Annotated in this window: 9 protein-coding genes; 5 read left to right on the top strand and 4 right to left on the bottom strand. The window is 50.7% G+C overall.

Annotated features, from left to right (window positions below; all coding sequences use genetic code 11):
* A complete protein-coding gene (ylqF, locus tag EKO24_RS02380) occupies window positions 1–921 on the bottom strand; it encodes a ribosome biogenesis GTPase YlqF (protein WP_127027103.1) in 921 nt (306 codons plus the stop codon).
* 246 nt (window positions 922–1,167) lie between these two features.
* Between ylqF and yfbR the strand changes: the two genes are divergently transcribed.
* Together yfbR and EKO24_RS02370 are read left to right on the top strand one after the other, a co-directional pair.
* Window positions 1,168–1,767 carry a 5'-deoxynucleotidase gene (yfbR, locus tag EKO24_RS02375; RefSeq protein WP_127027141.1) on the top strand — a complete coding sequence of 200 codons (600 nt, stop codon included), beginning with the start codon at window positions 1,168–1,170 and terminating at the stop codon, window positions 1,765–1,767.
* A 236-nt stretch (window positions 1,768–2,003) separates the two neighbouring features.
* Window positions 2,004–2,219: a hypothetical protein gene (locus tag EKO24_RS02370; protein ID WP_127027102.1), complete on the top strand. Its 216-nt coding sequence runs from the start codon at window positions 2,004–2,006 to the stop codon at window positions 2,217–2,219.
* 15 nt (window positions 2,220–2,234) lie between these two features.
* On the opposite strand, the gene mepA is transcribed toward EKO24_RS02370, so the two are convergent.
* The 3 genes from mepA to mtgA all read right to left on the bottom strand — a co-directional run bounded on the left by mepA (window position 2,235) and on the right by mtgA (window position 4,833).
* Entirely contained in the window at window positions 2,235–3,074 is an 840-nt protein-coding gene (mepA, locus tag EKO24_RS02365) for a penicillin-insensitive murein endopeptidase (protein ID WP_127027101.1), read from the bottom strand.
* A gap of 53 nt (window positions 3,075–3,127) precedes the next feature.
* The gene (locus EKO24_RS02360) at window positions 3,128–4,021 is read right to left on the bottom strand and encodes an MlaA family lipoprotein (RefSeq protein ID WP_127027100.1); all 894 of its coding nucleotides are present in this window, start codon (window positions 4,019–4,021) and stop codon (window positions 3,128–3,130) included.
* A gap of 98 nt (window positions 4,022–4,119) precedes the next feature.
* Complete coding sequence (gene mtgA, locus EKO24_RS02355; RefSeq protein WP_241674369.1) at window positions 4,120–4,833, bottom strand: monofunctional biosynthetic peptidoglycan transglycosylase; 714 nt, start codon at window positions 4,831–4,833, stop codon at window positions 4,120–4,122.
* Window positions 4,834–5,048: 215 nt separating this feature from the next.
* Here mtgA and EKO24_RS02350 point away from each other — a divergent pair, with 215 nt between their 5' ends.
* From EKO24_RS02350 to EKO24_RS02340, 3 genes are all read left to right on the top strand, one after another.
* Complete coding sequence (locus tag EKO24_RS02350; protein WP_143733141.1) at window positions 5,049–6,041, top strand: alpha/beta hydrolase; 993 nt, start codon at window positions 5,049–5,051, stop codon at window positions 6,039–6,041.
* A 206-nt stretch (window positions 6,042–6,247) separates the two neighbouring features.
* Window positions 6,248–7,678: a chemotaxis protein CheB gene (locus EKO24_RS02345; protein ID WP_127027098.1), complete on the top strand. Its 1,431-nt coding sequence runs from the start codon at window positions 6,248–6,250 to the stop codon at window positions 7,676–7,678.
* A gap of 360 nt (window positions 7,679–8,038) precedes the next feature.
* Window positions 8,039–13,576, top strand: a complete 5,538-nt coding sequence (locus EKO24_RS02340; protein WP_127027097.1) for a PAS domain S-box protein — start codon at window positions 8,039–8,041, stop codon at window positions 13,574–13,576.
* Window positions 13,577–13,581 lie beyond the last annotated feature (5 nt).

Below are 13,581 nucleotides of genomic sequence, written 5' to 3'. Positions count from 1 at the left end.
TTAGCCTGGGTTTTTCCATTTTTCTTTTCGCGCTTTTTTCTTGGCTTCTTTCCGTTCACGGATAATAACCAGCTCGGCTAGCTCTTTTTCCATCATGTCAGGCGTTTCCAGGCTGATCCTGCCAATGGTTCCCGCGCGTAGTTCAGAGAGCAGGATTTTAGACACCTTATCCATTTCAATATGACCGCCCGAGCGCAGGCAGCCGCGTTTTTTACCGATAGCTTCCAGCAGCTGTTGCTCGTCTTGCGGACGTTGCTCCAATTGAAAGCGGGTTTGCACTAAATCCGGATAATGCTGTAACAGGTATTCGGCCGCGAAGAAAGCAACCTGATCATGACTGATGGCGGTGTCTTTAATGGCGCCGGTGGTCGCCAACCGGTATCCGCTATTTTTATTCTCGACGTTGGGCCAAAGCATGCCGGGCGTGTCGAAAAGAATAATGCCGTTGCCTATGTCAATACGCTGCTGAGTTTTAGTAATGGCTGGTTCATTGCCGGTTTTAGCGATTATTCTTCCAGCCAGTATGTTGATCAGTGTCGATTTGCCGACATTGGGGATGCCCATAATCAGGGTATGGATAGGCTTGTCGCTGCTCGCTTTTGCCGGAAGCATCTTGTGGCATAGTTCGGACAGTTGGCGCATTTTCTCGGGCTGCTCGGTAGTCAGCGCCAGCGTTTTTACGCCTTGCTCCTGTTCGAGATAGGTTTGCCATTGTTGCGTAACAACTGGGTCGGCGAGGTCGCTTTTACTGAGCACTTTGATGCACGGTTTATCGCCGCGCAAGGCTTCGAGCATAGGATTTTTACTGCTGAATGGAATACGCGCATCCAGAATTTCGATAATCAGGTCAACCTGGGGCAGGATTTCTTTGACCTCTTTGCTGGCCTTGTGCATATGGCCGGGATACCATTGAATAAGCATGATGTTTAGCTGTAACCAAAATAGACTATTTAAGCATCATAACCCTATAATCAACAGCTATAAATATCGATAAGATTTAATTGAAGAAAATAATCAAGCTTTGACCATGGTGTTTTAGTGGGTTGGCTTTTCTCAGGTTCAACAATAAAAATATGACGATTTATAACAGCAAGGCTACCTTGAGCGTCTTATAAAAATCACTATGTTCAGGTGCGGATAGAAAATTCGGTTTATTGAAAAGATATGATGAAAGAAGTAACAAGCAGTTTCTACGCATACTTATCACGGCTAAGATGGATTAAGCGCTGGGGCTTAAAGAGAAATGCGCATGATGAAAATGTGATGGAGCATAGCTGGGAGGTTTCGGTTATTGCGCATACGCTGGCTTTGATAAGAAACCGGTATTACGGCGGCAATGTTGACGCTAACGCGATCGCCACAGCGGCTTTGTATCATGACATTACAGAAGTTATTACCGGCGATTTGCCCACGCCGATCAAATATCATTCCGAAGAAATCAGTACGGCTTATAAACAGATCGAAAAACAGGCGGAGGTAGAACTACTGGCGCTGTTACCGGTAGAGTTGCAGGCCGACTTTCAGGTACTGATCCATCACGACAAGATGCCGGCTGAGCATGTGCGGATCATTAAAGCGGCGGATAAAATATCGGCTTACCTGAAGTGCCAAACCGAGCTAAAGGCCGGCAATTCGGAGTTTGAAACCGCCGCCGAGCAATTAGCTTTAATTATTGGCGCTTCAGACCAGCCCGAAGTTGCTTTTTTTATGAAAGCGTTCGCGCCCAGCTGCGGATTGACGCTGGATGGATTGATGAAAACCTACTAAGTTGTTCTGGAGCAATAGGTTCGATAGTCACTATCAGAATAAAGAAGTTTCTGCATAATGCTGATTTTTTAGAATAATTTTATTTTAAGAGACCTGGAAAGCGGATTTTTTAGTCCCGATATCTCAGTTATAATATTTATTTTATTAAAAAACCGAAGACGGAATAATTCACAAAGCAGCTAAGAAGGTCCAAGCTTGTGCGAAGAGTAAAACAAATTAGTACCCACGGAGAAGTTGTGAAACATCGATACACCATTGAGCAAGCCAGAATATTATTGGATATTTTGAAGTACCATAATGCCTCAACAATGCTGCCTTCGTTTCATCAAGTAAAGCAGGAAACGCTTGATGAGGCGCTGGATAAATTGCGGTTGGAGTTATCCGAATTTATTGCAACCGATGACGGACTTGGTTTTATCGTTCCAACCCGGGATGAAAAAGGCCTTATTTAGTTCGGCTTTCAAACGCTAGTTTTTTAAGACAGCGTCACATAGAGCAGGCAATACGAGCGCTTCGGGCTTTTTGGATTTTGGCGCCGGGGCCTTTGCTTCTTCTGAAAACCACCATGCCAATGAAGCATCGCAGCCATCGCTTTCAGGCAGCGGCTCTTGTCCTGCACAGTTTTTACTGTTCAGGGGACACTTGAGCCGCACATGAAAGTGATCGTCGTGTCCCCACCACGGCCGGACTTTTCTTAGCCAGTCGTGGGGCGACTTACGCGAACACAACAGGCGTTTAACGCTGGGATTAACGAAAATACGGTCTACTTCAGGCTGGAGTGCCGCAGTTTCAATAATTTTTTCATGAGCCGGCGACCATTGGCTATCATCAATAACATCCGATTGAGAGACAAGAACCGAAGGCGAGCTCCAGGTTTCGCGTTCGCTAAACGCCAGATTGCGGGTCGCGGCTTGTTGTGAAAGTAAATACCAGATATCGACGTCGAGCCCGGTTTGATGACTGCGATGTCCGCTTGGCGTCGGTCCGCCGCGAGCTTGTCCCAGATCGCCGATCAGCAAGACGCCCCAGTGCTGCGAATAAGCAGTTTTGGCTATATTCTCAATAAAGCGTATCAAGTCGGGATGGCCGTAAGACCGGCCTCGCGTAGGGCGCATCAATTGATAGCCGATGCCGTTCTGAGGTAGCGAGACCGCGCCGCTTAAACAACCGGCTGTATAGGAACCAATACTTTGGGCGCCAGCGCCGGTTTGCGCAGCTTGTTTAACGGTCGCCCAATTGTTGCCGGCAGGCGATGATAGACATTCGGAGAAAATGCCTAACAATAAGATGAATATTGAAAATCTCATTTTAAGATTGAGGGCGGCCAGCCCAGCCAGCCGGCCGCCTGTTGTGAGGGCTATTACTTTACAGGGCTTGATAAGTCCAGGAAGTGCTTGGAGTTATTGGTAACCGGAGCAGAACCCGGACGGGTATTGATGTTGGTTGGTGTAGCGCTGTTCGTTTTGGTGGCGCCCGTGTCTTTTGCCGTAGCATCGTCTTCCAACTGGAGTTCCTCTTCTTCCGGAATATTACCGTCATGGAGCAAATATTCACGGCGCTGTTGATAAGCGTTTTTGATAAACGAATAGCGATCGCCGGCGGAAGCTTCATTCACAATTTTTTCAGTCGGTATCACGTCGGCGCGGGTATCGACGACGTCAACCGATTTGGCTCCTGCATTAACTGCGCTAACAGCAGCACCACTACCGGCGAATACAAAGGTATAGGTGAGAGGATTCATTAAAGCGTCGCCGATAGTTCCGACGACTTCTCTAGGCGAGCTGGCTCCCAAAAACGGCAAGACCAGATAATTACCCGATGGGACACCCCAAAAGCCTAAAGTCTGTCCGAAATCCTCATTATGCTTGGGCAAATCAATCATTGTTGCGACATCGACAAAGCCGACAACGCCCGCCGTCGTATTAACCAGGAAACGGCCGGCATCCATACCGCCTTGTGTCAGCTTCAGCTGCATAAAGTCATTGATGGTCACGCCGATGTCGTTAAGATTACTAAAGAAATTAGTTATACCGTCATTAACGAATTTTGGCGTAACCGACAAATAGCCTTTAGCCACCGGTTTTACAACATTCTTATCGAGATCATCATTAAATTCTTGAGCACCGCGGTTCCAGTTTTCCCAAGGATCTTTTTCATTAACCGTTGAGGTGGTCGCACATCCCGCAAGCACACTCGATATAACCAGGCTACTCATTAATGAACGAGTGTTGATGATGGATTTTTGCATACTCATGGATTATCTCTATTTACTTTATTGATGTGGTTGGATGCCTGTTTCGGACAGTTATTATTTTTTTCGCGGATTATACCAGACACAAGCTTCAAAAAAACTCACTGATTTTGCATTTGTCCGAGTACCCAGTGTTGCCGTTTCAGTAAATAGCTTGACGGTTTAGCCGCCCGCAATATGATCGGATTAGGCAGTGTTGCCGCCAATAATGCCGCTTGTGAACGGCTGATCTGGTTTGCATGAACGCCAAAATAATGCTGACTGGCCGCTTCTATGCCAAACAGGTGATCGCCGAATTCAGCAATATTCAAGTAAACCGTCAGTATCCGTTCCTTGCTCCACAATGTTTCAATCAACAGCGTAAACCAGACTTCCAGGCCCTTGCGGACAAAGCTTTTCGATGGCGTTAAAAACAAGTTTTTGGCTACTTGCTGAGAAATCGTGCTTGCGCCTCTAAGTCGTCCACCATCCATATAAACGTCAATGGACGATTGTATCGAATCCAAATCAAACCCCGAGTGTTCAAAGAAACGCTGATCTTCTGCTGCAATAACGGCTGAAGAGGCGTAAGGCGATATTTTTTTTGTCCCGATCCAGGCGTAGTAAATAGGCTTAAATACGCCGTCGTCGATTAAGTCTTCAACATGCCGATAAACCATAAACGCCGATGTCGGCGCCGGTATCCAGCGTAACAATACGCATAAGCCGATCGATGAAGCCAAAAAGGCAAACAGCAAATAAAGTGCTGTTTTGCGGAGTATTTCCTTGATGGATGGTGAACCGGATTTGCGGGGGAAACGGGATTGTCTTGCCAAAATACAAAGATTGGTAATGGTGGAATTTATGCATATTATAATAAAGCCTTAGCCCCGTTTTTAATAGGTGTGTGAATACGGAATCATAGAAAATCAATGGCGTATATTGCTTTCTCCTGCAACACGGAAAATGCGACAATGGACAAATGCCATTTTTCGCGGACTAATTGCCGCCTTAGAATAATGATTTTCTAAATCAGGTTGGATTCAAACGCATGAAACTTCGATACATATTGACTGTTCTTGTTCTGGCCATTAGCCAAAGCGGCTGCATGCCGGCGATTTATCCGCCGGGCGCAAAAAATAATGCGGCTCAACTTGGCGAGAATACTTTTCTTACCGAAGATGGGGCGCGTCTGCCGTTAAGGCACTGGTTGCCGAAAAACGAACCGCGTGCCGTTATTATTGCTCTGCATGGTTTTAACGATTACAGCCGTTTTTTTGATACGCCGGGACAGTATTTCAGCAGTCAAGGCATTGCCTGTTTTGCTTACGATCAGCGCGGTTTCGGCATGGCGCCGAACCGTGGCTTATGGGCTGGAGGCGAGACTTACACCAACGATTTACAAGCTTTGGTACGACTGGTCAAACAACGCTATCCGAAACGCCCGGTTTATTTGCTCGGCGAAAGCATGGGCGGCGCGATAGTCATCACCGCGATGAGTCAAGCCGGCATGCCCGACGTTGCCGGTATTATTCTGGCGGCCCCGGCGTTATGGGCCAGATCGACGATGCCTTGGTACCAAACCGGTTTGCTTTGGACGCTGGCGCACAGTCTGCCCTGGCTGACACTGACAGGGGAGGGCGTACATGTGGTGGCGTCGGATAATATCGATATGCTTCGGGCAATGGGCCGCGATCCGTTGGTTATTAAAGGGACCCGCGTGGAAACTGTGTACGGCCTGACCGACTTAATGGATGAAGCCTTTAACAGCGCCGCGCGCTTACATGGCAATACCCTGATGCTTTACGGCGAAAAGGATGAAATCATTCCGAAAGAGCCGACTTATGCGTTCTTGCAGCGCTTTCTGGAAACCAATCCAGCTGAAAAGACCGTGGCGATTTACCAGAACGGCTACCACATGCTGTTACGCGACTTGGAAGCCCCCACCACATGGAAAGATATTACCGCCTGGATCAATGCCAGTCCGGACAAACTGCCATCGGGCGCGGACAGCAGGGCTCGGCAATTGTTAAAGTTGAGTTGAGCAGCTTGCCTGCGCAAACGAAACTTATGCCCTTTGGGTATAAGCAGCGGTTAGAGGGCGGCATATGCCGTTGAACGGGCTTAGATCAATTCCACTTTCGCTGAATGCCTGCGTTATAAAATAACTCAGGCTAAGTTTCTGGCTAAAGAAAAATCGCTTTAGCGTAAGCGGCGAGCCGGGGGCTGCATTAATTATTTTCGACTTCAATGATTACTAAGTCATCAACAAAAGCCTTTCACGTCGTCGCCATCGGCGCGTCTGCCGGAGGCCTGGAATCCTTGACGCAACTGCTGTCCAGCCTGTCCGAAAACGGCCGCGTTGCCTATGTCATTGCTCAACACATGGCGAAAGACGGCCATGACGAATTGGTGTTGCGCCTGCTCAACCATAAGTCCAGGTTAAAGGTCATTAAAGCAAGAGCCGGTGAACGGCTTGAGCCGGATAGGATATATCTTATTCCTTCCGGTTTTAACGGCATGGTTCAGGAGGGATTTATCCAACTGTTTCCCCCCGCTCCTGAGCATATTTCGAGTCCTTCGGTGAATGTATTGTTTGTTTCGCTTGCAAAAAACATGGGCGACAAGGCGATTGGGATTGTCCTTTCCGGAGCAGGTTCGGATGGCGTCGCCGGTTGCAAGGCCATCAAGGCAAACGGCGGCCTGATCCTAGTGCAGGACCCGCAATCGGCCCCCTACTCAGGCATGCCGTTGGCCGCGATGCAGTCCACTGCGGTAGACGAGGTGTTGGAGCCCGAGGCAATAGCACACTATCTGGTTACGATGTTTTCAACCGGGCCGGCGGCACTGCCGCGCTTTGCACCTTCCGGTTCGAGGCTCGTGGCCAACCGGCATCTACCCGCACTGCTGCAAAACGTGTTCGAGGCGACCGGCATTGATTTTTCCAGCTATAAAGAAGAAACTTTGCTGCGCAGAATAGACCGCCGCATGACCGCGTTGAAAATAACCAGTTTCGAACAGTATCAGGCCTATATCATGCAGTATCCCGATGAGCTGAAAACTTTGCGACATCTTTTCCTAGTGTCGTTATCATCGTTCTTCCGCGACAGTCAAGCGTTTGCGGTGCTCAAAAAGCATCTGGCCGAAACAGTCGGGCAAAAAACGCCTGAAGAAACTATCAGAATCTGGATTCCCGGCTGTGCCTCCGGAGAAGAATGTTACACCTTCGCCATTCTGCTTAACGAAATCCTCGGCGAGAGCTTCAACAGATTCAAAATACGGATCATCGGCAGCGACCTGAACCCGGAGGCGCTGGCGATTGCCCATAGCGGAATCTATCGACAGACCGCGTTCAAGGAAACCGAGCCTCAAATATTGGCGCGTTATTTCGAGGCCAAGGGACAGCATTATCAAGTAACCAAGCCGATACGCGAGGCCTGCGAATTCATCAGGGAGGATGTGGTCAGCGTAAATGCACCGGAAAACCTGGATATCGTCAGTTGCCGAAACCTGCTCATCTACATGAAAAGCAATTTACAGGATCAGCTGTTCAAAAAATTCCATCGGGCTTTATTACCCCAAGGGCTGCTTTTCATCGGGCAATCGGAAAATATCGGGGTGTTAGGCAACACACTGTTTGTACCCCTGGATCATTACCACCGGCTATACCGGCGCAAGTAGAAATAAGTTATTATGCGTAGGGACTTTTTTGAATTACAGCGTTTCAACTTAAATTAGTTGCTAAGCATGTCGTCGTTGCCGCTAGCTTGTAGACCTCGCCTGCGTTGGCAAGCAGAGCTTGCACGGGCGCCGCTTTCTGGTAGTCACGTTCAGTATAACTGAATTTGGAAACGTTGTAAGAATAGGGTTAGAAACAGATTTTTCAAATAGTACATTTATTTCCAGTGGGCGAATAACTTTGCTACTGCAAATGTACCCGTAAAGATTCCGGATAGCTCCGCCGAAGCACGGTATTTTCTGAGACAGCCTTGGCGTAATTAGCGTCCCGGTAAAATTAACAACACTATACTGGCTTTCATTATGAAACGTATTAAGGTCATGCTGGAAAAAAGGCAACTGGTTTCCAAGTTAATGCTCGGCTTTTGCATTTGTCTGTTTATCACGTTGTTGATAGGGATTAACGCCATCAACAGTACGCGCGTAATGACTGAGAAAGCCTCGGACATTTACGAGATGGATTTACTGGGCGTTTCGCATCTCAAAGAAGCCAATATCAATCTGATATACATAGGGCGCAACCTGCGGCAAATGATGCTCGCGCAAAATGCGGCGGATCGGGAAAAAGCTAAAGTCAGGATGGATAAAGCCATGATGACTTTGAAAATCGAACTCGACGAAGCCCGTAAGCGCATTTTCCGGGAAGACAGTCAAAAACTTCTGATCCAGTTCGATAGCTATTACGAACAGCATAAACGCAATATCGATCAAGCAGTGTTGCTGATGAACAAGGAGGGCTACCGGTCTAGCGAGGCCGCGGCCTTCATTAGCAGCGACGAGTATGTAAAAACCATCAATACGGCTGACGATACGCTGACCGCTATTACAAAAATCAAGGAGGCAGGGGCAAAACAAACGGCCGATATGCTGTTCGAATTGGGCGGGCAAAACAGCCGGTTTTCACTGATTCTGATGTTGCTGGGCTTAGTGATTGGGGCAAGTGCCGGGCTAGTGCTGGGTACATCGATTCAGCGCCCTACCTTGCGGCTGCTCGATTCTATCGAAGGACTGGCCGCAGGCAAGTTGGATGAAGCTATCCCTTATTCCGACTACGGCAACGAAATCGGCGCGATGGCGAGAGCTCTCAAAGTGTTGCAAACCGTATGCAACAGCATGGAATCGCAACGCTGGGTTAAGACTCATGAGGCGCAGATATCCGCCAAAATGCAACAGGCTGCCACTTTTGTCGAACTTTCGCAGCAATTCATGTCCGCCATCTGTCCATTGCTGCATGCCGAACACGGTGTTTTTTACATCCTTTCGGAAGATAAACTCCGTTTATTGGGCGGCTATGGCTACCGCGAACGCAAAAATCTCAGCCAGAGTTTTGCGTTCGGCGAGGGTTTAGTCGGCCAATGCGCAATGGAGAAGAGTCCGATCACCCTCACCAATCCTCCTCCGGACTACATCAAAATCGGTTCCGGGCTTGGAGAAGCCGTGCCAAGCGTCATAACGGTATTACCGATCATGAACATGACCGAAGTGGTCGGCGTACTCGAGCTGGCAGCTTTGCAACCGTTCGGTGCCAGGGAGTTGCTGTTGCTCGATGCGCTGATGCCCAGCGTAGCAATAACTATCCAGCTTCTCGAGCGCAACATCAACACCCAGCGCCTGCTTAAGGAAACGCAGGAACAATCCACGCGCATGGAAATCCAGGCTGCCCAGCTTGAAGAGCAGAGCGTCGAAATGGAAGCGCAGCAAGCCGAACTGATGGAAACCGAGGCTTGGTTCCGAGGCATTATCGAATCCGCGCCCGACGGTATGATGGTGGTGGACGGGCAAGGTGCGATTGTCTTGTGCAATCCGCGCCTGGAGGAAATTTTCGGCTACGAGCGCACTGAACTGATTGGACATAGCGTCGACCAACTCGTCCCGTCCAATGTTCGCGAACGGCACCCGGCCCTGCGGGCGAAATTCATGTCGGAGCAAGGCGCACGGCCCATGGGAGCCGGACTTAAATTATTGGGAGTGCGCAAGGACGGCAGCGAATTCCCGGTAGAAGTCGGCTTAAGCAAATTGCCGGCTTTGGGCACCAGAGATGCCTGTGTCTGCGTTTCAGTGAGCGACATCACGCAACGCAGGAAAGCGGAAGAAAAACTCGCCGCGTTGGAAGAACATAGCCGGCTGATCCTGGGGGCGGTCAACAGCGGCATCGCCGGCATGGATATCGAAGGAAAGCTGACCTTCATCAATCCGGCCGTGGCCGCTCTGCTCGGTTACAGCGAGCAGGAACTGCTGGGGCAATCCATGCACGAACTGGTGCACCATCACTATCCTGACGGCCGCGAATTTCCGCTCGAGCAATGCGCGATGTGCCTTACCGCCCTCGACAGCCAGCCGCGCACCGTCGATAACGAGGTGCTGTGGCGCAAAGACGGCAGCGCTTTGCCGGTCGAGTACTCGACCAGGCCCGTATATAAGGATGACGCCGTCGTCGGCACCGTGGTAGTGATCAACGACATTACCGAACGCCTTGCCTCTGCGGGAGCCCTGGCAGAGCAGCGCGCCGCGCTGCAGAACATTCTCGACCATAGTCCGGTCGGTACGGCGTTCACCACTGAAGGGCATTTCGGCTATGCCAACCCTGCGTTCAAGGAAATGTTCGGCCTGGATATCGGCGATGAAGTAGAAAGAATTTATCTTACCCCTGAAGATCGCAAGGAAATGATCGCGACAGTCAAGCGCGATGGTTATCTGCTTAACCGTGAAATGAAATTGTACAGCAAAGGCGGTGAAATTCGCGATTACCTGACGACCTTCATGCCGCTGATACATGACGGCAAAGAAGGCGTGATGGGGTGGCTGCTCGATATTACCGAACGCAAGCAGATGGAAGATGCCGTCAACCATTCCAACATGCTTTCCGACTACGCGCTCGATTTGGCGAAAGCGGGTTACTGGCATATCCCGCTTGACGGTTCCGGATGGTACAACTCGTCGAAGCGTGCGGCCACCCTGTTCGGCGACCCGCCGCGTCCGCCCGAATGGCGCTACCGCTTGATGGAGGAATGGTTCGATAACGTCAAAGCGGGCGACGAAGCGGCTGCCCGGACTACCTATGAAAATTTCCAGGCTTCTATTGCAGGCACCGTACCCAGGTACGACGCGATCTACGCCTACAAGCGCCCAAGCGATGGCCGAGTCGTCTGGATGCGCGACAGCGGCCATGTTGTCAGGGATGCCGATGGCAAACCGACCGACATGTATGGCGTGACGATGGACATCACCGAGCAAAAAATGGCGGAATTGGCGATGGCCGAGAGCGAACGCCAGGTGCGCTTCATGCTCGAATCGAGTCCGGTGGCAGTAAGGGTGGCAAGCAGCGCCAGCCGCAAGATCGTATTCGCCAACCGGTCCTATGCCGATATGCTCCATGCGCCCCTGGAGCAAACGCTCGGCATGGAACCCTCGGTGTTTTACCAAAATACCGAAGAACTGCACGCGATCAATGAACGTCTCACGGCTGGCGAGAACATCGTCAACCAATCGGTTGGGCTAAAGAGGCTGGACGGCGAGGCTATCTGGGTACTGGCCTCTTATTTCCACGTTGTTTACGGTGGCGAGCAGTGCATTCTGGGCTGGTTTTTCGACGTGACCGAATTGCGTCTTGCCAAGGAAATAGCGGAAGATGCGACCAAGATGAAGTCCGACTTCCTCGCCAATATGAGCCACGAAATCCGGACGCCGATGAACGCGATCATCGGCATGTCGCACTTGGCGCTGAAAACCGATCTCACGCCCCGGCAGCGGGATTACATCAAGAAAGTACAGAGTTCCGGCCAGCATTTGCTCGGTCTTATCAACGACATTCTGGACTTTTCGAAGATCGAGGCCGGTAAACTCATTGTCGAACAAAGCGATTTTGAGCTGTACAAGGTGCTGGACAACGTTGCCAACCTGATTTCGGAAAAAACCAGCGCGAAAGCGCTGGAACTGGTGTTCGACATTGCCCAAAATGTGCCGATCCATCTCAACGGCGATTCGTTACGGCTGGGACAGATCCTGATCAATTACGCCAACAACGCCGTCAAGTTCACGGAACAGGGCGAAATCGTCATTACCGCCAAGGTGCTTGAAGAAACCGACCACGATGTATTCTTGCATTTTGGCGTGCGCGACACCGGCATCGGGCTTAGCAAAGAGCAAATAGACAAGTTGTTCCAGTCGTTCCAGCAGGCCGATACGTCGACCAGCCGCAAATTCGGCGGTACCGGCCTGGGACTGGCGATTGCCAAACAGCTTGCCGCGCTGATGCACGGCGAGGTCGGCGTTGACAGCGAACCCGGCAAAGGCAGCACTTTCTGGTTCACGGCGCGGCTTGGCAAAGCCAGCAGCCAAGGCAGAAAGCTGATGCCGACACCGGATTTACGCGGCCGGCGCGTACTGGTGGTCGACGATCACGAGATGGCGCGCAACGTGATGGACGACATGCTGTCCGGCATGTCATTCAAGGTCGCTCAAGCCACAGGCGGCAAGGAAGCCATAGCCGCAGTGCAGGAAGCAGCCAAGTCCGGTCAACCCTACGAAATCGTCTTCCTCGACTGGCAAATGCCCGATATGGACGGTATTCAGGTTGCCAGGGAAATTCGTTCGCTGCCATTGTCAGCGCTTCCGCATCTGGTCATGGTGACGGCCCACGGACGGGAAGAGGTGATTAAAGAGGCGGAAAACACCGGGCTGGAAGACTTTCTGATTAAACCGGTCAATGCTTCGGTGTTGTTCGATACCGCCATCCGGCTGCTTGGCGGGCAGGTGGATGAAGAACGCATCAGTGGCGACCGCCACGTTTCAAACATCATGGAAGATTTGGCCGTGGTCAAAGGCGCCGTTATTCTGGTTGCGGAAGATAATGAACTCAATCAGGAAGTCGCCATGGAACTGCTGACCGATGCCGGATTCGACGTGGATATTGCCAATGATGGCCGGGAGGCGGTGGCAATGTTGGCCCAACGGGCTTACGATATTGTGTTGATGGATATGCAGATGCCGATCATGGACGGCATAACCGCCACTATCGAGATTCGTAAGAATCCGAGATACCGGGAGCTGCCCATTGTCGCAATGACCGCCAATGCGATGCAGCAAGATAAAGAAAAATGCGCAAAAGCCGGCATGGTCGACCATATTGCCAAGCCGATTGATCCCGATGAATTGTTCCTCGCCTTGCTCAAATGGATAAAACCCAAGCATGCTGCGGTAATATCGGAAAAAACGGATATCGCTAAAAAAGCAACTGCTGAAAAGCAGGATGGCGATTTACCTGTTATCGACGGGTTGGACGTCGAACTCGGCATGCGCCGTGTCCTGGGTAAAAAATCGTCTTACCTGAAGATGCTCCGCAACTACGCGGTCAATCAAGAAAACACGCCTTCCGAACTTCGGGCGGCGCTCGATGCCGGCGACCGTGCCTCGGCGGAACGCATTGCTCATTCGGCGAAAGGGGTCAGCGGCAACATCGGCGCTACCGGATTACAAGAAATTGCCGGGGAACTGGAAGCAATGATCGCGGGAGGTGCCGGGAGCGGCGACCTGCGCGCCAAACTGGCCCTGTTTAGCCGACAGCAATCGGACATGATTAAAGCGCTGAAAGCGAATTTGCCAACGGAGAAGGCCCAGAATCCAGCAGAAAACGTAGACATGTCCAAGGCGGCTGACGTATTAACCCGGCTTAAAAAATTGCTGGCTTTCGACGACAGCAAATCCAAAGAGGTTTTTGAAGAAAACTTCGACCTGTTGCACGTTGTGCTGGGAGCGGAAGCGTTCGCCAAGGCGGACCAGGCCATCAAGCAATTCGATTTTGAGCTGGCCCTGCAACATATCGACAACATCCAAATCAAGTAAGGAAA

This window comes from Candidatus Methylobacter oryzae (assembly GCF_003994235.2).
Taxonomy (GTDB): domain Bacteria; phylum Pseudomonadota; class Gammaproteobacteria; order Methylococcales; family Methylomonadaceae; genus Methylobacter_A; species Methylobacter_A oryzae.
This window is presented reverse-complemented; position numbering and strand designations above follow the sequence as displayed.